The organism is Pseudomonas sp. A25(2017), assembly GCF_002001065.1.
GTDB classification, from domain to species: domain Bacteria; phylum Pseudomonadota; class Gammaproteobacteria; order Pseudomonadales; family Pseudomonadaceae; genus Aquipseudomonas; species Aquipseudomonas kilonensis.
The window spans coordinates 23,410-47,643 of record NZ_MUOA01000083.1 but is presented as its reverse complement, the minus strand read 5'-3'; the positions used below and the strand labels follow the sequence as shown (position 1 = coordinate 47,643).

Here is a 24,234-nt window from a genome sequence, read left to right as displayed (position 1 = left end):
AAGGACTTCGACCATGGCCTATTTTGCACACGAAGGTTGCAACCTGCACTACGAGGAATACGGCCACGGTGCGCCCTTGCTGCTGGTCCACGGGCTGGGCTCCAGTACCCGGGATTGGGAAAAGCAGATCCCGGTGCTGTCCGCCCATTACCACCTGATCGTGGCGGATGTGCGCGGCCACGGTCGTTCCGACAAACCCCGCGAGCGCTATAGCATCGAAGGTTTCAGCGCCGACCTGAGCGCCCTGATCGATCACCTGGACCTGGGCCCGGTGCACTTGGTGGGTTGGTCCATGGGCGGCATGATCTGTTTCCAATTGGCGGTGGATGAGCCCGAACGGGTCAAAAGCCTGTGCATCGTCAACAGCGCACCAGAGGTCAAGGTCCGCACGCTCGACGATTGCTGGCAATGGTTCAAGCGCTGGAGCCTGATGCGCCTGCTCAGCCTGGAGACCATCGGCAAGGCCCTCGGCGCCAAGTTATTCCCCAAGCCCGAACAAACCGAGTTACGCCTGGAAATGGCCCGACGCTGGGCAAAGAACGACAAACGTGCTTATCTCGCCAGCTTCGATGCGATCGTAGGCTGGGGCGTTCAGGAACGACTTTCGCAGGTTGCCTGTCCAACCCTCGTCATCTGCGCCGACCACGACTACACCCCGGTGGCGCTGAAAGAAGCCTATGTAAAACGGCTGCCCGACGCACGGCTGGTGGTCATCGCCGATTCACGGCACGCTACCCCGCTGGATCAACCCGAACGCTTCAACCAAACCCTGCTCGACTTTTTGACCGCAACCGATTCCACCACTCAGGATCTCTGACCCCATGCTGAAAAAACTCGCCCTTGCCGCCGGTACCGTACTGTTTGCCGCCAACCTGATGGCCGCGACACCCGCCAAGGCACCGCATGTATTGCTGGACACCACCAACGGCCAGATCGAAATCGAACTGGACCCGGTCAAGGCCCCCATCAGTACCAAGAACTTCCTTGAGTACGTGGACAGCGGCTTCTACAACAACACGATTTTCCACCGTGTGATCCCGGGCTTCATGGCCCAGGGCGGCGGCTTTACCCAGCAGATGCAGCAAAAAGACACCAAGGCACCGATCAAGAACGAGGCCAGCAATGGCCTGCACAACGTTCGTGGCACCTTGTCGATGGCCCGCACGTCCAACCCGGACTCGGCCACCAGCCAGTTCTTCATCAACGTGGCCGACAACGCCTTCCTCGATCCGGGCCGTGACGCCGGTTACGCGGTGTTCGCCAAAGTGGTCAAGGGCATGGACGTGGTGGACATCATCGTCAACTCCCAGACCACGACCAAACAAGGCATGCAAAACGTGCCGATCGACCCTGTGCTCATCAAATCGGCCAAGCGCATCGACTGAAGAGGCACACGGCAAGCCTGGGCGGCGCGGTGACCCGCGCCGCCCATAGCAAAAAGGAGAGCCCTTGCCAGGGCATTGACTGATGGTTTATCGCCGTTTCGAAACACTGATCGATATCTTCCGCGACGCCCCGACCTCGGCCCCACCGAATCGCGTCCTGCCCTTCTACACCTATTACCTGAAACAGGTCTGGCCCAGCTTCGCCGTACTGCTGGTGGTCGGCCTGATCGGCGCGCTGATCGAAGTGGCGCTGTTCAGCTACCTGAGCCGCATCATCGACCTGACCCAGGGCACGCCCAACGTCGACTTCTTCAAGGTCCATGGCCTGGAACTGGCCTGGATGGCCGTGGTGGCGCTGGTTTTCCGGCCGATCTTCGTGGCCCTGCATGACCTGCTCGTGCACCAGACCCTGAGCCCCAGCATGACCAGCCTGATTCGCTGGCAGAACCACAGCTACGTGCTCAAGCAGAGCCTGAATTTCTTCCAGAACGACTTCGCCGGGCGCATCGCCCAGCGCATCATGCAGACCGGCAACTCCCTGCGTGACTCGGCGGTGCAGGCCGTGGATGCCTTGTGGCACGTGCTGATCTACGCCGTCAGTTCCCTGGTGCTGTTCGCCGAAGCCGACTGGCGCCTGATGATCCCGCTGCTGATGTGGATCGCCGCCTACATCGGCGCACTCTGCTATTTCGTGCCACGGGTCAAGGAGCGCTCGGTGGTGTCGTCCGATGCCCGCTCCAAGCTGATGGGGCGGATCGTCGATGGCTACACCAACATCACCACCCTGAAGCTGTTCGCCCATACCAATTTCGAACAGCAATACGCCCGCGAAGCCATCCAGGAGCAGACCGAAAAAGCCCAGTTGGCTGGCCGCGTGGTGACCAGCATGGACCTGGTCATCACCAGCATGAACGGGCTGCTGATCGTCGGCACCACGGCCCTGGCGCTGTGGTTGTGGACCCAGTCGCTGATCAGCGTCGGCGCCATCGCGTTGGCCACCGGGCTAGTGATCCGCATCGTCAACATGTCCGGCTGGATCATGTGGGTCGTCACCGGCATCTTCGAAAACATCGGCATGGTCCAGGACGGTCTGCAGACCATCGCCCAACCGGTCAGTGTCACCGACCGTGACCAGGCCAAGCCCCTGGCCGTGGCCCGGGGCGAGGTGTGTTTCGAGCATGTGGACTTCCACTATGGCAAGAAAAGCGGCGTGATCGGCGATCTGAACCTGACCATCAAGCCCGGCGAGAAAATCGGCCTGATCGGCCCGTCCGGCGCGGGTAAATCCACCTTGGTCAACCTGCTGCTGCGCCTCTATGACGTGCAGGGCGGGCGTATCCTCATCGACGGCCAGGACATCGCCGAAGTCGGCCAGGAAAGCCTGCGCGAGCGCATCGGCATGATTACCCAGGACACCTCGCTGCTGCATCGTTCGATTCGCGACAACCTGCTCTACGGCAAGCCAGACGCCACCGATGCGCAACTCTGGGAAGCCGTGCGCAAGGCCCGGGCCGATGAGTTCATCCCGCTGCTGTCGGACGCCGAAGGCCGCACCGGCTTCGATGCCCATGTGGGTGAGCGCGGCGTGAAACTGTCCGGCGGTCAGCGCCAACGCATCGCTATCGCACGGGTGCTGCTCAAGGACGCGCCGATCCTGATCATGGACGAAGCGACGTCGGCGCTGGACTCGGAAGTCGAGGCGGCGATCCAGGAAAGCCTCGAGACGCTGATGCAAGGCAAGACCGTGATCGCCATCGCCCACCGCCTCTCCACCATCGCCCGGATGGACCGGTTGGTGGTGCTGGAGAATGGCCGCATCGCCGAAACCGGCAGCCATGCCGAGTTGCTGGCCCATGGCGGGTTGTATGCGCGGCTGTGGCAGCATCAGACGGGTGGGTTCGTGGGGATCGACTGAGTCGGGTTGGCCTCTACAGGCAGGAGGTGTGGGATCGTGTGGGAGCAAGGCTTGCCCGCGATGAAGATGACGCGGTCTCCCGGATGGCCCGAGGCGCCTGCATCGCGAGCAAGCTTTGCTCCCACAGCCCAGTGTCCGAACGCCATTCTGAAAAATTCTGTCCAGGATCCATTTAGCCCACACCGCAACCACATACTCCCCACCGACCACGGCCAAAACCGCCACCGTCCATGACGCTGGCGGTTTTTTTGTCGCTGGATTTGTCGCCGCACTCTGCTGTACTCAGCCCAGGTTCTGGAGATGAACCTGTCGTAATGCTGCTGGATGCATAACCGATTATCACGACTGTCTTATCAAGGATACTTATGTCTTTACTCAAACGTTCAACGACTGAGTTGTTGGGTACGTTCTGGCTGGTACTGGGCGGCTGTGGCAGCGCGGTATTGGCTGCCTCAGGGATTGGCGTGCTGGGGGTTGCCCTGGCCTTCGGCTTGACGGTGTTGACCATGGCGTTCGCCATCGGGCATATCTCGGGTTGCCACCTGAACCCGGCCGTTTCGTTGGGCTTGTACGTGGGCGGGCGGTTTCCGGCCAGGGAGTTGCCTGCCTACATCATTGCCCAAGTCATAGGGGGCGTGTTGGCCGCCGCGCTGATCTACTTCATCGCCAGCGGCAAGGAAGGCTTTGACCTGGCTGCGTCCGGCCTGGCCGCGAACGGTTACGGCGAGCATTCCCCTGGTGGGTATTCGATGGCGACCGGTTTTGTCACCGAGCTGGTCATGACGGCGATGTTCATCCTGATCATCCTCGGCGCCACCGATAAACGTGCGCCGGCAGGGCTGGCGCCGATTGCCATCGGCCTGGCCCTGACGCTCATTCACCTGATCTCGATTCCGGTCACCAACACGTCCGTCAACCCGGCCCGCAGTACCGGTCCGGCGCTGCTTGTCGGTGGCTGGGCGATCGAGCAACTGTGGCTGTTCTGGGTGGCGCCGCTGCTGGGCGCCGTCATCGGCGGTGTCTCGTACCGCTGGCTGGGCCAGGAAAACCGCTGAGTCACACCCGCGAAGATCAGCACTGCCGATAAGGCAGTGCTGTCTTCGCCTCTTCGGCATAGGCCAGCACACCCTCCTGTTCCCGGGCGAGAAAGTCTTCGACCGCGGCTTTCAAACCGGAGTGGCGCAGGTAATGCCATGAGCGGGTAATCACCGGCTCGAACCCGCGAATCAATTTGTGCTCGCCCTGGGCACCGGCGTCAAAGCGCTGCAAACCGTGGGCAATCGCGTAGTCCATGCCTTGATAGAAACAGGTCTCGAAGTGCAGGCGGTCGAACTCCGCCAGACAGCCCCAATAACGTCCATAGAAACTGTCGCCACCCACCAGGCTGAACGCCATCGCCACCGGCCGCGAACCTTGCTTGGCCAGCACCACGCGGATGGCCTCGGGCATGCGTTCGGCCAGCAGGCTGAAGAACGCTCGGGTCAGGTAGGGCGCCTGGCGTCGTATCGCGTAGGTGTTGGCGTAACAGGCGTAGACAAAATCCCACTGCGCCTCGTCCAACTGATGACCTTCGAGCCATTCGAAGTCGATGCCCTGCCCCGCCACTTGTTCGCGCTCCTTGCGCATCTGCTTGCGCTTGCGGGAACTGAGCGCATCGAGAAAATCCTGGAAGTCCCGATAGCCGCGATTTTGCCAGTGATACTGGCAGCCAATCCGCTGTAGCCAACCTTCCTGCCCGACGAGCGCCGCGTCGGTGAAGGCATCGGTGAAATTGATGTGGGCACTGGAGAGCCCTTCGATCTCCAGGTACCCCGGCAAGCTGCCCAACAGCTCCAGGCCATCTTCCGCGCGCGCTGCCAGCAACCGCGGGCCACTGACCGGGCTGAACGGCACCGCCGTCAGCAGCTTGGGGTAGTACTCGATGCCGGCGCGGGCGCAAGCGTCGGCCCAGGCATGGTCGAACACGTATTCGCCGTAGGAGTGCCACTTGCGGTAACTGGGCAAGGCCGCCAGCAGACGACCGTCCTCAATGTGCAGCAAATGCTCGGCTTGCCAACCGGAACTCGGCCCCAGGCTGGCACTGTCTTCCAGGGTGCTGAGGAAGGCGTGGCGCAGGAAAGGCTGGTTGGCGGGCACCAGCGCGTCCCACTCGTGCGGCGCGATGGCGGACAGGCTGTCCAAGACGTGAAGCGGCATGCGGTTACTCGATAGCCAGACGACGGATGGAGCGAGTATCGCCGATCCTGACCGGGCGCACATAAAAAAACCCCGCCAGAGGCGGGGTTCAAAGGAGCGCTTTAACGGATGAAGTCAGAGCGGTGTATCAAGTCAGCGCGATTTAGAACACGTACTGGGCACGGACAACCACACCTTTGCCGCTGTCATCACCATTGGCGTTGGTCACGTTGTCGGTCTTGGCCTTGACGTAAGCGGCAGAGATTTTCACCGCTTCGTTGGCGTACCAGTTCACGCCCAGGTTGTGCACCTTGGCTTCGGCATCGCCCACTTCACGGGTGGCCGAGGCAGTGGTGATGTTGTCGTCTTCGACGGTCATGCTGTCGAAGCGGTAGAACACTTCCCAGGCGCCGATGGATTTGTTCTGAGGCTTGATCGCGTCAAACTTGCCGACTTTATAACCGCGGGACTCACCGGTGATGGTGTAGGCACCCTGGACGTAGAAGCCGTGGCCTTTGAGGTCTTCGAAGGCGGCGCTGTCAGCCTTGGTCTTGCGGGAGATGTACTCACCCTGGATCGACGCAGGACCCATGGCGAAAGCGGCTTCCAGGCCGAAAGCGGTGTCAGTGTCGTACGAGCCGGCCGGCGAGTTGTTGGCGCCGCCCAGCACCGGACGGTTGCCGTTAGGACCGGCATCGTTGCCGCCCAGGGTCTCGACGCCACGCATGCCCAGACGGGAGCGATAACGCGCATCGAACGCAGTGTCGGAGACGTCACGCGAGGCCACGTTCAAGCCGAAGTGCAGCACGTTGCCGGCTTCGTGCATCGGGGCGAATACGAAACGACCGTTGGCTTGTTTGATGCTGTTGCCGTCGGTGTCGTCGGTGTCTTTGCTGAATACACCGGCCGAGGCGTAGAAAGAATCGGCGAAGGTGCTGGAAGCCTGGATGCCCAGACCGTTCTGATGGCCGTTGGCCCAGTCGATCAGGTCGTAGGCGGCGTTACGCTCAGGCGCGGTCACCCACTTGGAACTGGTGGCTTTTTCCAAGCCGAAGTCGGGGTCGAAGCGACCGACTTTGATCGACACCGGCTTGAAGCCGTTATAGGCCAGGGACGCTTCGTCGAAGTAGCCGTTATCGGAGTCGCCGCTGTTATGGGAGAAGTCGTAGTTGATGGTGTAGGCCCAGTCCGTGTACAGCACGCCCGACAGCTCCAGGAAGCCGCGGCGGATGTAAGCGGCATCGGCCTTGTCGCCATTGTCGGTGTAGATCCCCTTGAACTGGCTGTAGTCAGCCTGCAAACGACCGCCGAGCTTGAAGCTGAACTCTTTGTCAGTGGTAGCGACCTCAAGGCCGCCCTTGGTTTTGACCACGATATCGGCGCCATCGGTGGTGACGGTGCCGGCGAAAGCCTGGGCGGTTACTGCCATTGCCAGTGCGCTGGCGGCAACACCTGCGAAGTGCTTGCGAATCATCGAAGAATTCCCCTGTTGGTAGTCTATGCCGTTAGAAAACACGCGGAACTGGGCCCGCTGGTGTTGGGAGGGGATCTTGGCGATGGGTTGTGTCAGGGGAGTTGCTACCAGATAAAGATTTTATGACAGCGGAACTTTTTACTTCGAATGGGAATAACCGTAGGAGCTGGCGAAGCCTGCGATCTTTTGCCTCTTCGCTTGATACTCAATCGTTAGGGGAAAGATCGCAGCCTCGTTGCACTCGACAGCTCCTACGGGTTTAGCGGATGTTTTTGCGGCGCTCGGCGGCGAGTTTCTCGGCGAGGTGATCCAGGTCGGAAATCGGTGGTTGCGGCAGTTTTTTGAGGGTCGCCTGCATCAGGCGCATCTGGCGGATAAAACGCCGGCACTTGGCACAGAACATCAGGTGATGGCGCACCATCAGGCGTTCACGAAAGCTCAGTTGTCCGTCGAGATAGTCGCTGGAGCGCGCCACTTGTTCCTTGCAGGTCAGCATTCGCCGGTTTCCTCGAAATGTTCAACAGTCGCGAAGACCTTCAGTCGGGCTCGATGCAGCAGCACGCGTACATTGGAGAGCGAAATATCCAGGAGATTACAGATCTCGTCGAGTTCCAGGCCCTGACGTTCCCGCAGGGTCAGCACGCTGCCTTGCAGTTCCGACAGGCTGAGCAATGTGTTTTCCAGGCAATCGCGCAATTCGCTCATCGTGAGCAGCGCCTCAGGCGTGTCCTGGTGCCAGGCGAACGGCGCCAGCAGCCAATGACCGTCGGCGGCGAAACGATCATCGCCCAGGGTACCGTGGGGGGATGGAAGGTCATCGAGCAGCACTTCCCGGCGGTTTTGCTTGTAGCGGCCCTTGGCGGCGTTGGCCGTGATGGTCAACAGCCAGGTCTTGAGGCTGGAACGGCCCTGGAACCCACTGAGATTGCGTACCACCGACAACCACGCGTCCTGCACCACTTCATCGGCATGGCGGCTGCCGACGATGGCATAGGCCACCGCGCGCATCGGGCTCTGGTAGGCGCTGACCAGCTCCTTGTAGGCCTGCTGCTCACCGGCCAGGAGGCGTTGGAGCAGGAGGGTGTCATCGGTGATCGTCATTCAACGCCCTATTGCTGGATAGATCGCGGTTGTTGCAGCTTGTGGGAGCAAGACTTGTGGGAGCAAGGCTTGCCCGCGATGCAGGCGACGCGGTCCTCCATAAACCGAGTCGCCTGTTTCGCGAGCAAGCTTTGCTCCCACAAGGACTTGCCCCCACAAAAAAATTCGACGCAGCAACAGTGGATCAACGCTTGCGCAAAATCACGCTGCCAATCGAATAACCGGCGCCGAACGAGCTGAGTACGGCAACCGAGCCGCTAGGCAGGTCATCCTGGTATGTGTGGAATGCAATCACCGAACCCGCCGAACTGGTGTTGGCGTAGCGGTCGAGGATCACCGGGGCTTCCTCTTCGGTGGCTTCGCGTCCCAGCAGTTTGCGCACGATCAAGTGGTTCATGCTCAGGTTGGCCTGGTGCAGCCAGAAGCGCTTCACCTCGCCAACGTTCAGCTGGTTTTCTTCCAGGTGGGTACCGATCAGCTCGGCCACCATCGGGCAGACGTCGCGAAACACCTTGCGGCCTTCCTGGACGAACAGCTTGTCGCGGCTACCGGCGCCTTCTTCCGCGGCGCGGTTGAGGAAGCCGAAGTTGTTGCGGATATTGTTGGAGAACTTGGTCAGCAGCTTGGTGCTGACCACGTCGAACTGGTACGGCGAGGTCGCCAGGTCCGCCCGCTCGATGATCACGGCGGTGGCCGCGTCGCCGAAGATGAAGTGGCTGTCACGATCACGGAAGTTCAGGTGGCCGGTGCACACTTCCGGGTTGACCATCAGGATCGCCCGGGCCTGGCCCAGTTGCACACTGTTGGCCGCAGCCTGGATACCGAAGGTCGCCGAGGAACAGGCCACGTTCATGTCGAAACCGAAACCTTCGATGCCCAGGGCTTCCTGGACTTCGATGGCGATGGCCGGGTACGCACGCTGCAGGTTGGAACAGGCGACGATCACCCCGTCGATGTCGGCGACGGTGCGGCCGGCGCGCTCCAGGGCCTGTTTTGCGGCACCGATGGCCATTTCGCACAGCACCGACCACTCGTCGTTGGAGCGCTCGGGCAACCGTGGGGTCATGCGTTGTGGATCGAGGATGCCGTCCTTGTCCATGACAAAGCGACTCTTGATGCCGGAAGCCTTTTCGATGAACGCGGCGTTGGATTCGGTCAAGGCCTCGACTTCACCGCGCGCGATGGCGTCGGCGTTGTCGGCGTTGAATTGCGTGACATAGGTATTGAAAGATTGCACCAGCTCTTCGTTGGAGATGCTGTTGGCCGGGGTGTACAGGCCGGTGCCGCTGATGACGACGTTATGCATGGTCGTGTCTCTGATCTGTTCAGGCAGAAAGTATTGGTACCGACGTACCAATACACAAAGGGACTTTTTCCATCCGGGGAAGCAGCCCTGGCATCGCTTTATTCCGATCCGCCCGAGGCATTGAAGCTCAAAACCACGGGACCGGCATTTATAGCCGCGAAGTTTGCCATAAACGCTGGCGTTTGGCCCATTCTCCTTGAGCTACACCAACTAACCCTTGTGGGAGCGAGCCTGCTCGCGATAGCGGTGGTTCAGCCTGCATAGATGTTGACTGACACACCGCTATCGCGAGCAGGCTCGCTCCCACAGGGTATATGCGGTGCTGTCCAACTTATCTGATCAACCCTCCACCTGCCCCCACTGCTTGCCCAGGCGCTTGTCCGAGATCGGCACCTTGGTCCCCAGTTGCTGGGCGAACAGCGACACCCGGTATTCCTCCAGCCACCAGCGGTACAGCTCCAGTTGCGGGTCGCGCTTGCCTTCCTGGGCGTGTTTGCTGGCGCGGGCCTGATATTGGGCCCAGAGGTTCGACAGCTCGCCGCTCCAGACCCGGTCTTTCTGTACCTGGCTACCGAGCTTCTCGAAGCGTTGCTCGATGGCCTTGAGGTAGCGCGGCAATTCCTTGAGCCACTGATGTGGGGTTTCGCGGACGAAGCCCGGATACACCAGGTGGCTGAGTTGCTGCTTGATATCGTTCAGCGCCACGGCCTGGGCCAGATCGATCTTGCCCTTGAAGCGTTTTTGCAGGCCATGCCAGAGCTTGAGGATGTCCAGGGTCAGTTTCGCCAGACGCTCGGCGTGCTCGGTCCAGCCGCCGCGCTTGCGCTCGGCCAGGGAGGCCAGTGCGGCGCCGTCACGGGGCAGGCTCGCTTCGCCTTCGAGCACACAACTGTCGAGGCTGGCGAGCAGGATGTCTTCCACCAGGCTGTCGATGCGGCCCAGGTCGCGGTACAGCAGGCCCAGCTCCGTCAGCCCCGGCAGCTTGCCACGCAGGAACTTCGCCGATTCGGCCAATTGCTGCATCAGCAGGCGCTGCAAGGCGCGGCGATGCTGGAACTCGGCTTCGGCCGGCGTCGGGAAACGCCCTTCCTTGACCACGCCGCCCTCTTCCACCAGCGCCGGGTAGACCGTCATCGACAGCCCGGCGATCTTCTGTTGGGTTTTCTCGGCCACCGGCGCGAAGACCTTCGCCTCCACCGGTGCCTGGCTTTTCGCCGTTTGCGGCACGGCCAAGGCCGCCTGGCTGGCTTCGGCAAAACGCGCCGTCAGCTCGGCCAGGTCGCGGCCCTCGCCGAGGAACTTGCCCTGGCCGTCGACGATTTCCAGGTTCATGCGCAGGTGGCTTTCCACCTGCTGGGCGGCTTCAGCCCAGGCTTCGTCACTGACCCGCGCCCCGGTCATGCGCAGCAGCTCACGGCCCAGGGACTGCGGCAAAGAGCCCTCGGCGAACGTGATGCGTTGCAGCGCCGCCTTGACGAAATCCGGCACCGGCACGAAGTTCTTGCGCAAGGCCTTGGGCAGGTTGCGCACCAGGGCGATGCACTTGGCTTCGATCACCCCCGGCACCAACCATTCCAGGCGTTCCGGCGGCAGCATCGGCAGCAGCGGCGCCGGCACTCGCAACGTCACGCCGTCGCGCGGGTGGTTGGGCTCGAAGTGATAGCTCAGCGGCAAGGTCAGGTCACCGACGCGCAAGGTGTCGGGGTAATGTGCGGCGGTGACTTCGCTGGCTTCGCGGGCCAGCACGTCTTCTTCGCGCATGATCAGCAGTTGCGGGTCTTTCTGGCTGTTGATCCGGTACCAGCTGTCGAACGTCGCGGTCTGGTGGATCTCGGCCGGCAAGCGCGCGTCGTAGAAGGCAAACAGGGTTTCCTCGTCCGCCAGAATATCGCGGCGACGGGCCTTGGCTTCCAGCTCGTCGAGTTGCTCCAGCAACCGGGTATTGGCGCTCAGGCACTTGGCCTTGGACTGGATCTCGCCGCGCACCAACGCCTCGCGGATGAACAGTTCACGGGAGACCACCGGGTCCACCGGCCCGTAATGCACTGGCCGCCGACCAACGACGATGAGCCCGAACAGGGTGATTTGCTCATAGGCCACCACTTGCCCGCGCTTCTTCTCCCAATGGGGTTCGAAGTGGTTCTTCTTGATCAGGTGTCCGGCCAGCGGTTCGATCCAGTCCGGCTCGATCTTGGCGACCATGCGCGCGTACAGCTTGGTGGTTTCCACCAACTCGGCGGTCATCAGCCATTGCGGACGCTTCTTGCCCAGGCCCGACGAGGGGTGGACCCAGAACCGCCGCTGGCGAGCGCCCAGGTAGTCGCCGTCTTCGGTTTTCTGGCCGATCTGGCTCAACAGGCCCGAGAGCACTGCCTTGTGCAGTTTCGGAAAGTCGGCCGGTTCTTTGTTGAGGCTCAGCTGCATGTCGCGGCAGATCAGGCTCAACTGCCGATGGGAGTCGCGCCACTCGCGCAGGCGCAGGTAATTGAGGAAGTTCTTGCGGCACCAGTTGCGCAACGGGCTGGCGGTCAGGGCCTGGCGCTGCTCTTCGAAACCGCGCCACAGGTTGACCAGCCCGGCGAAGTCCGAGTCTGCGTCCTTCCACTGGGCGTGGGCCTGGTCCGCCGCCTGTTGGCGCTCCGGCGGACGCTCGCGCGGGTCCTGGATCGACATGGCGCTGGCGACAATCAGCACTTCCTGGAGGCTGCCCAGTTTGGCCGCTTCCAGCAGCATGCGGCCCATGCGCGGGTCTACCGGCAGGCGCGCCAACTGACGACCGAGCGGAGTCAGCTGGCTGTTGCGGTCCACCGCTGACAATTCTTGCAGCAGGTTGAAACCGTCACTGATGGCCTTGCCATCCGGCGGTTCGATGAACGGAAAATCGGTGATCTCGCCGAGGCGCAGGTGCAGCATCTGCAGGATCACCGCCGCCAAGTTAGTGCGCAGGATTTCCGGGTCAGTGAACTCCGGCCGTCCAAGAAAATCTTCTTCGCTGTACAGCCGCACGCAAATCCCCGGCTCGACGCGCCCGCAGCGGCCCTTGCGCTGGTTGGCACTGGCCTGGGAAATGGCTTCGATGGGCAGGCGCTGGACCTTGGCCCGATAGCTGTAGCGGCTGATGCGCGCGGTGCCGCTGTCGATCACGTAGCGGATGCCCGGCACGGTCAGCGAGGTTTCGGCGACGTTGGTCGCCAGCACCACACGACGGCCCGGGTGGGACTGGAAGATGCGCTGCTGTTCGGCCGGCGACAGTCGCGCATACAGCGGCAGAATCTCGGTGTGCTTGAGCTGGGCCTTGCGCAGCATCTCCGCGGCGTCGCGAATCTCCCGCTCGCCCGGCAGGAACACCAGCACGTCCCCAGGGCTGCGCCGCTCGCTACGCTCGTAGGCGGCGATTTCGTCGAGGACGGCGAGGATCGCCTGGTCGACGGTCAAGTCGTCCTCGACCCGGTTGCCCTCCTCGTCCTGCTCCAGGGTCAGCGGGCGATACCAGGTTTCCACCGGGAAGGTGCGGCCCGAGACTTCCACGATCGGCGCGTCATCGAAATGCTTGGAGAAGCGCTCCAGGTCGATGGTCGCCGAGGTGATGATGACTTTCAGGTCCGGTCGGCGCGGCAGCAGGGTTTTGAGGTAGCCGAGCAGGAAGTCGATGTTCAGGCTGCGTTCGTGGGCTTCGTCGACGATGATCGTGTCGTAGCGCTCGAGGTAGCGGTCATTCTGGGTCTCGGCCAGCAGGATGCCGTCGGTCATCAGCTTGATCAGGGTGTTGGCGTCGCTCTGGTCCTCGAACCGCACCTGATAACCCACCAGCGCCCCCAAGGGCGTGGCCAGTTCCTCGGCCACCCGGCTCGCCACACTGCGCGCGGCGATCCGGCGCGGTTGGGTGTGGCCGATCAAGCCGTGCTGGCCGCGACCGATTTCCAGGCAGATCTTCGGCAACTGCGTGGTTTTGCCCGAGCCGGTTTCGCCGGCAATGATCAGCACCTGGTGCTTGAGCAGCGCGTCCTTGATTTCGTCGCGCTTGGCGGCAATCGGCAAATTGTCGTCGTAGCGGATCACCGGCAGGCTCGCCTTGCGCGCCAGCACCTGATCGCACGACGCCTGCATGCGCGTCACCCATTGGGCCAGCTTGGCCTCGTCGGGCTTCTTGCGCAGCTCGAGCAACTGGCGCCGCAACCGGTGACGGTCGGCGAGCATGGCGTGGTCGAGGTTTTTCAGCAGCTTGTCGATAGCGGGGGCTTGGTCAGTCATCAGGTACGCAAGGGTCGTCGGTTTGAGCAGGGGGCGATTGTCGCAGATTTGCGCACAAATAAACCTGTGGGAGCAAAGCTTGCTCGCGATACAGGCGCCTCGGTCCCCCGGGAGACCGCGTCATCTTCATCGCGAGCAAGCTTTGCTCCCACAGTTTTTTTGAGGGCTCTTGCCGGGTTATTCGTTGTCCAGGTCCTTGCGCCGATACGGGAACACATCGATCACCTTCCCCGCCCGAATCGCCTCTTGCAGGCCTTTCCAGTAGTCGGCGTTGTACAACTCGCCGTGCAATTGGTCGAACAGCTTGCGCTGCCCGGCGTCGGCGAACAGGAACGGCGGGAACTCTTCGGGGAAGACGTCCAGCGGGCCGATGGAGTACCAGGGCTCGGAGGCCATTTCGTCTTCCGGTGTGCGGGGCTGGGGGATGTGGCGGAAGTTGGCTTCGGTCAGGAAGCAGATTTCATCGTAGTCGTAGAACACCACGCGGCCGTGGCGGGTCACGCCGAAGTTCTTGAGCAGCATGTCGCCGGGGAAGATATTGGCCGCCGCCAGTTGCTTGATGGCCAGGCCATAGTCTTCCAGCGCCTCGCGCACCTGGTCCGGGTTGGCGTTTTCCAGATAAAGGTTCAGCGGCGTCATCCGGCGTTCGGTCCAGCAGTGGCGAATCAACACCGTCTCGCCTTCCACCGACACCGTGGACGGCGCCACTTCCAACAGTTCCTCCAGGCAGGCCGGCTCGAATTTGCTCAGGGGAAAACGGAAATCGGCGAACTCCTGGGTATCGGCCATGCGCCCGACCCGGTCGACGCTTTTCACCAGGCGGTACTTCTCGATCACCGTGGCCCGGTCGACGTTTTTCGACGGCGAGAAGCGGTCCTTGATGATCTTGAATACCGTGTTGAAGCCCGGCAGGGTGAACACGCTCATGACCATGCCACGCACACCCGGGGCCATGATGAACTGGTCGTCGGTATTCGCCAGGTGGTTGATCAGTGCCCGGTAGAACTCGGACTTGCCGTGCTTGTAGAAACCGATGGAGGTGTACAACTCGGCGATGTGCTTGCCCGGCAGGATGCGCTTGAGAAAGCCGATGAATTCCGCCGGCACCGGCACGTCCACCATGAAGTACGAGCGGGTGAACGAGAAGATGATCGACACCTGCGCCTCGTCGGTAATCAGCGCATCGATCTGGATACCTCGGCCCTCGCGGTGCAACAGCGGGATCACCAGCGGCCATTGGTCCTCGCGGGTGTAGATCCGGCCCACCAGGTAGGCACCCTTGTTGCGATAGAGCACTGAAGAAAACAACTCCACCGTCAGTTCCGGGTCCTTGCAGACCCAGTCGGGCAGGTTCTCGCGCAATTGCGCTTCGAGGCGCTGCAGGTCACCCGGTAGATCGGCGTAGTCCTCGCTGAAACGGTAATCGGCGAACACGCTCGCCAGCATCCGGTCCAACTGCCCCTGGGGCTTGTAGGTGCGGGTCTGGGCGGCGCGGGCCCGGCGCAGGCTGGGCCGGGTGGTGTGGATGAACATGGTGCCGTCGCTGATCAGGTCATGGCTGAACAGCCCGCAGAAGATCGAGTTGTACCAGGTTTCCGACAGCTCATCGTCGAAGCGCAGGTCGATCAGGCTGATATAGGCACTTTTGACCAGCGGCCAGCAGCCCACATCCATCAGTATTTCGTCATCGAAGGCCGTGTGCAGCTTGGCGACGGTTTCGACGACTTTTTCTTCATACAAGTTGATGCGCGCCGCCGAAGCCGTTTGCGCCTCCAGCCACTGGGCCTGCTCGAACCGAGTGCGGGCGCCATCGGTGATTTGCCGGAAATGCTCACGATAATCGTCGAAGCCATCGAGGATCGAACGGGCGATTTCGAGGGCGGGCCATGGCTGCGGCATAAGGTAAACCTCGGCGGGTCATGCTTGTTATTGGCGACTGAGCTTAGAGGCCAATCACGCGGCAACGCAACCATTGCCATCGCTATTCAGGGCGGCGACACTTGCCGCCCAATCAAGGAAGGAATGACTCGTGAACCTCGTCGATATCCTGCGTTTACTGTCACTGGCCGCCATCTGGGGCGCCAGTTTCCTGTTCATGCGCATTATCGCCCCCGTCATTGGCACAATCCCCACGGCCTTTTTTCGCGTGTCCATCGCCTTCGTCGGGCTGCTGGTGATCCTGGCCCTGATGCGCGTCGACTGGAATTTTCGCGGCAAGCTCAAAGTCGTGATGGGGCTGGGCCTGATCAACTCGGGCATTCCGGCCACATTCTATTCGTTGGCGGCCCAGGTGCTGCCGGCCGGTTACTCGGCGATCTTCAACGCCACCACGCCGTTGATGGGGGTGTTGATCGGCGGCTTGTTCTTCAGCGAAAAACTTACTCTGGCCAAGGTCGGCGGTGTCTTCCTTGGGCTGCTCGGTGTCGGCATCCTGACCCGCGCCGGCCCGGTGGCGTTCGACCTGCAATTGTTGATGGGCGCCCTCGCCTGCCTGCTGGCCACCACCTGCTACGGCTTCGCCGGTTTCCTCACCCGTCGCTGGCTCGATCAGCAAGGGGGCCTGGACAGCCGTCTCTCGGCCCTGGGCAGCATGTTCGGCGCCACGGTGTTCTTGCTGCCGCTGTTTGGCTACAGCGTCATCAGCCAACCACCGGCCAGCTGGGGTGGCTGGAGCGTCTGGTTGTCATTGCTGGGGCTGGGCCTGGTGTGTACCGCGTTGGCGTACATCCTTTATTTCCGCCTGCTCAGTTCCATCGGCCCGGTCAAATCGATGACGGTGACCTTCCTGATCCCGCCGTTCGGCGTGCTGTGGGGGGCGTTGCTGCTGGATGAGCCGTTGGGGATGGCGCATTTGTATGGCGGGGTGTTGATTGCGGCGGCGTTGTGGTTGGTGCTCAAGCCTGCGGTTGTGAAACCGGCTGAAGCGTCTGCCCGGTAGTTCATCGGTGTAGCGCAAGATGCCATCGCGGGCAAGCCTTGCTCCCACAAGGACTACATCACCTGTGGGAGCAAGACTTGTACATGACCTGTGGGAACAAGGCTTGTACATCACCTGTGGGAGCAAGACTTGTACATGACCTGTAGGAACAAGGCTTGTACATCACCTGTGGGAGCAAGACTTGTACATGACCTGTGGGAGCAAGGCTTGCCCGCGATGGCGGTTGTTCAGTCAGCGAGCAGCCAAAACTCAGCGGCTTTTACGAAACACAAACACCAACCCCACGATGATCAGCACCATCCCCAGCAAGCTCAACAACGCCAGCCGGTTGCCAAACACCAGGTAGTCCATGATCGCCGTCACCGCCGGCACCAGGTAGAACAGGCTGGTGACATTCACCAGGTTGCCGCGGGCGATCAGTCGGTACAGCAACAACGTCGCCAGCACCGACACCACCAGCCCCATCCACAACACAGGCACGAAGAACCCCGTGCTGTACTCGAAATGAAACGGCTGGAACGGCACGAACACCGCGCACAGCACCAGCCCGGCCAGGTACTGCACCGGCAGCGTGCCCAGTGGGTTGTCGGTGATGCGCTTCTGCATGATCGAACCGGCCGTCATGCTCACCAGTGCCAGCAACCCGCAGAGCATCCCGGCCAGGGACATACCGGCCAGGCCGATGCCCTGGTACACCACCATCACCAGCCCGACCAAACCCAGCGCCAGGCCGAACATCCGCGACCAGGAGCGCTGACGTTCCATGAGCACCACGGTCAGGATCGGTTGCACACCCATCAGCGTTGCCATGACCCCCGGCGTGACACTCATTTGCAGCGCCAGCAGATAAAAGATCTGGTAGGCGCCCAGCAGCACCATCCCGGTGGTCGCCGCGTACAACATCGGCTTGCCAGTCTTGGGCAGCTTGAACTTGAGCAACGGAATCAACAGCACCAGCGCCGACAGCGCGATGGCAAAACGGATCAGCAAAAAGGCGAAGGGTGAAGCGTGGGCCAGGCCCAGCTTGGAAAAGATCGCCCCACTGCTCCACAGTAAAACGAACAGGCTCGTGGAAGCCGCCGCCAACAAGGCGTTTTTGGAAAGGGAAAACATGGATACCACCTGTAGTCAGGCAAAAAGCCAACTCAGCCGAAGCTGAAGTCCAGTAGTTTTTTCAGGCGGGCACAGGGGACGGCAACCGTTGCCGATCAGCCCTGAATGCCAACACCCGGCGGTGATACGAAGGCGTACACCGATGAGCTACTGACAGGTGGGGGGTATTGACCGATCTGCGCAGGCTGCTGGTTCCCACACGGCACGACGCCAGCGTTGAACGCTGGAACCACGACCGCGATGACAGGGGATGCAGGCATGAGCCGATCTCTTGAAGGGGGGTTCGAAAACCCGAAGAGCGCAGACTATAACCAGCGCTCGATGGACTGCGCAATGTTTAAACGAACAACCAATGGCCAAGCGCCGTCAGCACCGCCACAGCCAACACCGGCCGCAACCGTCTGACGCAACATTCTCTGTTGAGTAAAACGCAATAAACACTTTCTAACAGGCGCTACCTGAACCTTGGCTGACGCCTGTCAAAACACCGCTATATGAACCTTTGCAGGCAGGCCTTCTGTGGGAGCAAGGCTTGCCCGCGATGAAGATGATGCGGTCTGCCAGGAAACCGAGGCGCCTCTATCGCGAGCAAGCTTTGCTCCCACAGCAGGGATCCCTCACCACCGCAGTGAATTCACGGTTACTGCTGAATCTCCTGCTCGGTAAACAGATCACTGAACAACATGCTCGACAGGTAGCGCTCGCCCGAATCCGGCAGGATCACGACGATGGTCTTGCCCTGCATTTCCGGTTTCTCTGCCAGGCGCACGGCCACGGCCATCGCCGCGCCACAAGAGATCCCGCAGAGAATGCCCTCCTCCTGCATCAAGCGCAGGGCCATGGCCTTGGACTCGTCGTCAGTGACCCGCTCGACCAGGTCAACGATCGACAGATCGAGGTTCTTCGGCACGAATCCTGCGCCGATCCCCTGGATCTTGTGGGGGCTGGGCTTGATCTCCTGGCCCGCCATCGCCTGGGTAATCACCGGCGAAACCTCAGGCTCGACCGCCACCGACAGGATCGGTTTGCCACAGGTGTTCTTGATATACCGCGATACCCCAGTGATGGTTCCGCCGGTGCCCACACCCGCTACCAGCACATCCACCGCGCCGTCGGTGTCGTTCCAGATTTCCGGGCCGGTGGTTTTTTCGTGGATCGCCGGGTTCGCCGGGTTATCGAACTGCTGCGGCATGAAGTATTTGGCAGGATCGCTGGCCAGGATCTCGGTGGCTTTCTCGATGGCCCCCTTCATCCCCTTTGCCGGCTCGGTGAGCACCAGCTCCGCGCCCAGGGCCTTGAGCACCTTGCGCCGCTCGATGCTCATGGAGGCAGGCATAGTCAGCATCAGCTTGTAGCCACGGGCGGCGGCGACGAACGCCAGGCCGATCCCGGTGTTGCCCGACGTCGGTTCGACAATCGTCATGCCCGGCTTGAGTTTGCCCGAGCTTTCGGCGTCCCAGATCATGTTCGCGCCGATCCGGCACTTGACCGAATACCCTGGGTTGCGCCCCTCGATCTTGGCCAGGATGGTCACGCCGCGCGGGGCAATGCGGTTGATCTGTACCAGTGGCGTATTACCGATGGAATGGGCGTTGTCAGCGAATATACGGCTCATGGCTGGGTCCTTGATGCGGCGGGAATTTAAGCCTTTAAAGGTATGCCTGTTGCCCATGGTCGTCCAGTTGCACCGAACGTTCCCGTTGTTGCAACAGTCAATGGCATTAGGAGGCGCTCCTCAACAAACGCTGGAGACTGACTGACATGAAGCGTCGATACCGCTGGCCACTGTGGGTTTTCGCCGCCATCGTCGCGGTGCTGGTGACCCTGCATTTCACCTTGCCTTACCTGGTACGCGACTACCTGAACGAGAAACTGGCCGACATGGGCGACTATCGCGGCCAGATCACCGACGTGGACCTGGCGTTGTGGCGCGGGGCCTACCGGATCAACGGCCTGGAAATCGTCAAGGTCGACGGCAAGGTCCCGGTGCCGTTCGTCAAGGCACCGCTGGTGGACCTGTCTGTGAGCTGGCACTCGCTGTGGTATGACCAAGCGGTGGTGGCCGAGGTGGAATTCGCCCGCCCGGAAGTGAACTTCGTCGACGGCGGCGCCAACCGCCAGAACTCCCAGACCGGCCGGGGCACCAACTGGCGCGAGCAGTTGAGCAAACTGCTGCCCATCACCTTCAACGAAGTGCGAATCAGGGACGGCAAGGTCACCTTTCGCAATTTCAACTCCAAGCCACCGGTCAACCTGCGGGCCACCGACGTCAACGCCAGCTTCTACAACCTGACCAACGTGGTCGACACCAAAGGCAAGCGCGACGCCCGTTTCGAAGGCAAGGCCCTGGTGGCCGAACACGCGCCCCTTGAGATGCAGGCCACCTTCGACCCCTTGAGCAATTTCGAAGATTTCGATTTCCGTCTGCGGGCCAGGAACATCGAACTCAAGCGCCTGAACGATTTCGCCGCGGCCTATGGCAAATTCGATTTCAATGCCGGCCACGGCGACCTGGTGATCGAGGCCGAAGCCAACAACGCCAGGCTCAGCGGCTACATCAAGCCATTGCTGCGCGATGTCGATGTGTTCGACTGGCAGCAGGACGTGGAGAACCAGAACAAGAACATCTTCCGCTCGGTCTGGGAAGCCTTGGTGGGCACGGGTGAAACGGCCCTCAAGAACCAGCGCAAGAACCAGTTCGCCACCCGCGTGGAACTCAGCGGCAATGTTCACCAGCAGGACATCAGCGCCTTCGAAGCCTTCCTGCAGATCCTGCGCAACGGTTTCGTCGAGGCCTTCAATGCCCGTTATGAACAACCGCCGCCGTCGACCGACTAAGGTTTGCGCGTGACGGTGTAACGGCCGGTCGGCTCCGCCGCCACGCTTGCCCCGCTACGTTGCAACGAGTCCCAGCCCAGGCATGCCAAGGCCAGCGAACGCGGCACAGCCTCGCGACCGCTGCTGTAGCGGCTGATGCTGCGAGCGCTGACCCCCAGTGCTTCAGCCGCCTGGTTCAGCGGCAGGCCCGTGCGGGCGCGCCAACCGATGAAGATGCGGGTATTTTCGTCCACGGCGTTCTGCGCCAGTGCGTCCAGATACAAGGTATCGGAACCGATCTGGATATCCAGCGCAGGCCATTCCACGCTCCAGCCATCGTCGCCCAGGACTGCGCCCTCAAACGCTCCATCTTCAAGCAAAGGCTGCAAGCCTGGATAACGTTGTACATCGGCGTTCAAGTCCAGCCTCAGTTGCTGACCGTCAATGAACGTCAGGTCCAGACTGAACGGCAATAAAGGCTGCACGGCCAATAGCCGTGGCCGTTTCATGGGTAGCATCGTTGCCAATCCTCCAGCAGTTGCGCTTGATGGGCGCTGACCCAGTCCAGCGCTTCCTTGATGATCAATGGCGGCGCCCGGCCCATCATCACTTCGACGGGGTCCAGCCTCAGGACCACATCCACCCCGCCACCGGTGAGGTGGACATGGGGCGGTGGATGATCCCTTTCGCGCAATTGAATGCGGTACGTATTTTTGAATCGATATTTAGTAGACATACCACCGAGCGTATCGCCAATTTGGCGATACGCAATACTGGCAAGGCGCCAAGACTGAGTCAACATGTGACGCCCCATTCAGAGACTGAATACAGCGTCTGCGTTCACAGTCGGCGGGGCGCCGCGTTATAGTCGGGCACGATATTTATTTCCCGCGCCCCGCCTCGCCAGGCCGGCGACACCGTTCGAGGAATTGCAGAATGAAGTTCGAAGGCACCAGCGCCTACGTGGCCACCGATGACCTGAAACTGGCCGTGAACGCCGCCATCACCCTGGAGCGACCATTGCTGGTCAAGGGCGAACCGGGCACCGGCAAGACCATGCTGGCCGAACAACTGGCTGAATCCTTCGGCGCGCGCCTGATCACCTGGCACATCAAGTCCACCACCAAGGCCCACCAGGGCCTCTACGAGTACGACGCGGTCAGCCGCCTGCGGGACTCGCAGTTGGGCGTGGACAAGGTCCACGACGTGCGCAATTACCTGAAGAAGGGCAAGCTCTGGGAAGCGTTCGACTCCGAGGAGCGAGTCATTCTGCTGATCGACGAAATCGACAAGGCCGACATCGAGTTCCCCAACGACCTGCTGCAGGAACTCGACAAGATGGAGTTCTACGTCTACGAGACCGACGAAACCATCAAGGCCAAGCAACGGCCGATCATCATCATTACCTCCAACAACGAAAAGGAACTGCCGGACGCGTTCCTGCGCCGCTGCTTCTTCCACTACATCGCTTTCCCCGACCGCGTCACCCTGCAGAAAATCGTCGATGTGCATTACCCGGACATCAAGAAGGACCTGGTCAGTGAAGCGCTGGACGTGTTCTTCGACGTGCGCAAGGTGCCGGGCCTGAAGAAAAAACCTTCCACTTCCGAACTGGTGGACTGGCTCAAGCTGCTGATGGCCGACAACATCGGCGAAGCGGTGCTGCGCGAGCGTGATCCGACCAAGGCCATCCCGCCGCTGGCCGGCGCCCTGGTCAAGAACGAACAGGACGTGCAATTGCTCGAGCGCCTGGCGTTCATGAGCCGTCGCGGCACTCGCTGATCCTCTTCGTCTAACAAGAGCGAGGGCGATTGCCATGCTGCTTAACCTGTTCAATGAGATGCGCGCCGCCAAGGTGCCCGTGTCGGTGCGTGAACTGCTGGACCTGATCAACGCGCTGAAACAGCGGGTGATCTTCGCCGAAATGGACGAGTTCTATTACCTGTCCCGGGCGATCCTGGTGAAGGACGAACGGCATTTCGACAAGTTCGACCGGGCGTTCGCCGCCTACTTCAACGGCCTGGAGAAACTCGACGATCACCTCCAGGCGCTGATTCCCGAAGACTGGTTGCGCAAGGAGTTCGAGCGTTCGCTGACAGACGAAGAGCGGGCGCAGATCCAGTCCCTGGGAGGCCTGGACAAGCTGATCGAAGAATTCAAGAAACGCCTGGAAGAACAGAAGGAACGCCATGCCGGCGGCAACAAGTGGATCGGCACCGGCGGGACCAGCCCGTTCGGCTCCGGCGGCTTCAACCCCGAAGGCATCCGGGTCGGCGACGCCGGCAAGCGCCAGGGCAAGGCCGTGAAGGTCTGGGACCAGCGCGAGTACAAGAACCTCGACGACCAGGTGGAATTGGGCACCCGCAACATCAAGATCGCCCTGCGCCGCCTGCGCAAGTTCGCTCGCCAGGGTGCGGCCGAAGAGCTGGACATCGACGGCACCATCGACCACACCGCCCGCGACGCCGGCCTTTTGAACATCCAGATGCGCCCGGAACGACGCAACACCGTCAAGTTGTTGCTGCTGTTCGACATCGGTGGCTCGATGGATGCCCACGTGAAAATCTGCGAAGAACTGTTCTCGGCCTGCAAGACCGAGTTCAAGCACCTGGAGTATTTCTACTTCCACAACTTCGTCTACGAATCGGTGTGGAAGAACAACCTGCGCCGCACCTCGGAACGCACCTCGACCCAGGATTTGCTGCACAAATACGGCGCCGACTACAAAGTGATCTTCATCGGTGACGCCGCCATGGCACCCTATGAAATCACCCAGGCCGGCGGCAGCGTTGAACACTGGAACGAAGAAGCCGGTTATGTGTGGATGCAACGCTTCATGGAGAAATACAAGAAGCTCATCTGGATCAATCCGTACCCCAAGGACACCTGGGGCTATACCGCCTCGACCAACATCGTGCGCGAGTTGGTGGAAGATCGGATGTATCCACTGACCTTGCGGGGGTTGGAGGAAGGGATGCGGTTTCTTTCCAAGTAAGATGCTTGCTGCCCTTCAGGGCAGAGCAGGCTCGTCCCCACACTGGATCTTCGTCACACAAGAGATCCCTGTAGGAGCTGGCGAAGCCTGCGATCTTTTGATCTTGATCTTTCGCTCAAGACTCAATTGCCAATGGAAAGATCGCAGCCTCGTTGCACTCGGCAGCTCCTACAGTGCCCAGCGGGACTTCGCAAAATCCCCTCGCCACAACAGGCTACAGCCCGCGCAGGTCGCGCTCTTCAATCGGCCGGCCCTGGCGCAGGCGCTTGCCGCCCAGCACCACCCAGTCGATCAGGCGGAACAGGCATTCCAGGCCGAACGACAGCAACATCGCACCGCTGATGCCCCAGACCATGGCCTCGGGGGTCAGCAGGATCTGGTAGCTGTAGCCGTTCCAGGTTTCCTTGCGAATGTCCGGATCGGCGGCCAGCGCCACTTGCAGCAAGCGGATGTACCACGGGCCTTGCATCGCCTGGAATTGCTTGTCCAAGGCCTGCTGGCGCACAAGCAAGGTGTTCAGGCTGTCGGCATCGCTGCGAAAGATCGGGTCTTCGCTGGCGCGGTAATGGGCCACCAGGGCTTGCATGTCGCCCTTGAAGAACTGGTTGGCAGTGCCCTGGAAACCTTGCAGGCCGGTCTGCGCCTCGATCAGGTGAGCCTCGACCCGCTTGGCGTAATCATTGATGAAGCCCGGCACCTGGACCCCAACCAACAGGCCCACCGCGAACAACACCAACCGTAGATAACTGAGCAACATAGCGTGA

The 24,234-nt window shown here is 61.3% G+C and carries 20 protein-coding genes; 8 read left to right on the top strand and 12 right to left on the bottom strand.

Annotated elements, in window-relative coordinates; translation table 11 throughout:
- Positions 1 to 13 precede the first annotated feature (13 nt).
- The 4 genes from B0E42_RS21845 to aqpZ all read left to right on the top strand — a co-directional run bounded on the left by B0E42_RS21845 (position 14) and on the right by aqpZ (position 4,355).
- Positions 14 to 817 carry an alpha/beta fold hydrolase gene (locus B0E42_RS21845; protein ID WP_077507334.1) on the top strand — a complete coding sequence of 268 codons (804 nt, stop codon included), beginning with the start codon at positions 14 to 16 and terminating at the stop codon, positions 815 to 817.
- A gap of 4 nt (positions 818 to 821) precedes the next feature.
- On the top strand, positions 822 to 1,385 hold the full coding sequence (locus B0E42_RS21840; protein WP_018607583.1) for a peptidylprolyl isomerase A: 564 nt from the start codon (positions 822 to 824) through the stop codon (positions 1,383 to 1,385).
- A gap of 82 nt (positions 1,386 to 1,467) precedes the next feature.
- Positions 1,468 to 3,300 (top strand): ABC transporter ATP-binding protein, encoded by a 1,833-nt coding sequence (locus B0E42_RS21835; protein WP_077507331.1) that lies wholly within the window; start codon positions 1,468 to 1,470, stop codon positions 3,298 to 3,300.
- A 365-nt stretch (positions 3,301 to 3,665) separates the two neighbouring features.
- Entirely contained in the window at positions 3,666 to 4,355 is a 690-nt protein-coding gene (gene aqpZ / locus B0E42_RS21830) for an aquaporin Z (RefSeq protein WP_077507329.1), read from the top strand.
- A 16-nt stretch (positions 4,356 to 4,371) separates the two neighbouring features.
- Here aqpZ and B0E42_RS21825 read toward each other — a convergent pair whose 3' ends face one another.
- From B0E42_RS21825 to aceK, 7 genes are all read right to left on the bottom strand, one after another.
- Complete coding sequence (locus B0E42_RS21825) at positions 4,372 to 5,496, bottom strand: GNAT family N-acetyltransferase (RefSeq protein WP_053186447.1); 1,125 nt, start codon at positions 5,494 to 5,496, stop codon at positions 4,372 to 4,374.
- Positions 5,497 to 5,638: 142 nt separating this feature from the next.
- Positions 5,639 to 6,949, bottom strand: coding sequence for an OprO/OprP family phosphate-selective porin (locus B0E42_RS21820; RefSeq protein WP_053178454.1), 1,311 nt, complete (start codon positions 6,947 to 6,949; stop codon positions 5,639 to 5,641).
- Between the two features lie 259 nt (positions 6,950 to 7,208).
- Positions 7,209 to 7,445, bottom strand: a complete 237-nt coding sequence (locus B0E42_RS21815) for an anti-sigma factor (RefSeq protein ID WP_053186445.1) — start codon at positions 7,443 to 7,445, stop codon at positions 7,209 to 7,211.
- Complete coding sequence (locus tag B0E42_RS21810) at positions 7,439 to 8,050, bottom strand: RNA polymerase sigma factor (RefSeq protein ID WP_018607573.1); 612 nt, start codon at positions 8,048 to 8,050, stop codon at positions 7,439 to 7,441. The genes B0E42_RS21815 and B0E42_RS21810 overlap by 7 nt, the downstream gene beginning before the upstream one ends.
- A gap of 184 nt (positions 8,051 to 8,234) precedes the next feature.
- Positions 8,235 to 9,356 carry a beta-ketoacyl-ACP synthase III gene (locus B0E42_RS21800; RefSeq protein WP_077507326.1) on the bottom strand — a complete coding sequence of 374 codons (1,122 nt, stop codon included), beginning with the start codon at positions 9,354 to 9,356 and terminating at the stop codon, positions 8,235 to 8,237.
- A 339-nt stretch (positions 9,357 to 9,695) separates the two neighbouring features.
- The gene (gene hrpA, locus B0E42_RS21790) at positions 9,696 to 13,607 is read right to left on the bottom strand and encodes an ATP-dependent RNA helicase HrpA (RefSeq protein WP_077507320.1); all 3,912 of its coding nucleotides are present in this window, start codon (positions 13,605 to 13,607) and stop codon (positions 9,696 to 9,698) included.
- A 177-nt stretch (positions 13,608 to 13,784) separates the two neighbouring features.
- Positions 13,785 to 15,506, bottom strand: coding sequence for a bifunctional isocitrate dehydrogenase kinase/phosphatase (gene aceK / locus B0E42_RS21785; RefSeq protein ID WP_077507317.1), 1,722 nt, complete (start codon positions 15,504 to 15,506; stop codon positions 13,785 to 13,787).
- Between the two features lie 130 nt (positions 15,507 to 15,636).
- Between aceK and B0E42_RS21780 the strand changes: the two genes are divergently transcribed.
- Positions 15,637 to 16,545, top strand: coding sequence for a DMT family transporter (locus B0E42_RS21780; protein WP_018607565.1), 909 nt, complete (start codon positions 15,637 to 15,639; stop codon positions 16,543 to 16,545).
- Between the two features lie 249 nt (positions 16,546 to 16,794).
- Here the strand turns inward: B0E42_RS21780 and B0E42_RS21775 are convergent, their stop codons facing one another.
- Both B0E42_RS21775 and cysK read right to left on the bottom strand, forming a co-directional pair.
- Positions 16,795 to 17,658: a DMT family transporter gene (locus B0E42_RS21775; RefSeq protein ID WP_018607563.1), complete on the bottom strand. Its 864-nt coding sequence runs from the start codon at positions 17,656 to 17,658 to the stop codon at positions 16,795 to 16,797.
- A gap of 640 nt (positions 17,659 to 18,298) precedes the next feature.
- Positions 18,299 to 19,273 carry a cysteine synthase A gene (gene cysK, locus B0E42_RS21770; protein ID WP_018607561.1) on the bottom strand — a complete coding sequence of 325 codons (975 nt, stop codon included), beginning with the start codon at positions 19,271 to 19,273 and terminating at the stop codon, positions 18,299 to 18,301.
- Positions 19,274 to 19,419: 146 nt separating this feature from the next.
- Here cysK and B0E42_RS21765 point away from each other — a divergent pair, with 146 nt between their 5' ends.
- Positions 19,420 to 20,496 carry a DUF748 domain-containing protein gene (locus tag B0E42_RS21765; protein WP_077507315.1) on the top strand — a complete coding sequence of 359 codons (1,077 nt, stop codon included), beginning with the start codon at positions 19,420 to 19,422 and terminating at the stop codon, positions 20,494 to 20,496.
- Here B0E42_RS21765 and B0E42_RS21760 read toward each other — a convergent pair.
- Both B0E42_RS21760 and B0E42_RS21755 read right to left on the bottom strand, forming a co-directional pair.
- Positions 20,493 to 20,993 carry a DUF2442 domain-containing protein gene (locus tag B0E42_RS21760; protein WP_077507313.1) on the bottom strand — a complete coding sequence of 167 codons (501 nt, stop codon included), beginning with the start codon at positions 20,991 to 20,993 and terminating at the stop codon, positions 20,493 to 20,495. The genes B0E42_RS21765 and B0E42_RS21760 overlap by 4 nt on opposite strands.
- Positions 20,981 to 21,211: a DUF4160 domain-containing protein gene (locus tag B0E42_RS21755; protein WP_024618563.1), complete on the bottom strand. Its 231-nt coding sequence runs from the start codon at positions 21,209 to 21,211 to the stop codon at positions 20,981 to 20,983. The genes B0E42_RS21760 and B0E42_RS21755 overlap by 13 nt, the downstream gene beginning before the upstream one ends.
- A gap of 200 nt (positions 21,212 to 21,411) precedes the next feature.
- Here B0E42_RS21755 and B0E42_RS21750 point away from each other — a divergent pair, with 200 nt between their 5' ends.
- Together B0E42_RS21750 and B0E42_RS21745 are read left to right on the top strand one after the other, a co-directional pair.
- Positions 21,412 to 22,257 (top strand): MoxR family ATPase, encoded by an 846-nt coding sequence (locus tag B0E42_RS21750; protein WP_018607555.1) that lies wholly within the window; start codon positions 21,412 to 21,414, stop codon positions 22,255 to 22,257.
- A 34-nt stretch (positions 22,258 to 22,291) separates the two neighbouring features.
- The gene (locus B0E42_RS21745; RefSeq protein ID WP_077507311.1) at positions 22,292 to 23,470 is read left to right on the top strand and encodes a VWA domain-containing protein; all 1,179 of its coding nucleotides are present in this window, start codon (positions 22,292 to 22,294) and stop codon (positions 23,468 to 23,470) included.
- Positions 23,471 to 23,684: 214 nt separating this feature from the next.
- On the opposite strand, the gene B0E42_RS21740 is transcribed toward B0E42_RS21745, so the two are convergent.
- Positions 23,685 to 24,227: a DUF2937 family protein gene (locus tag B0E42_RS21740; RefSeq protein WP_018607553.1), complete on the bottom strand. Its 543-nt coding sequence runs from the start codon at positions 24,225 to 24,227 to the stop codon at positions 23,685 to 23,687.
- Positions 24,228 to 24,234: the final 7 nt, after the last annotated feature.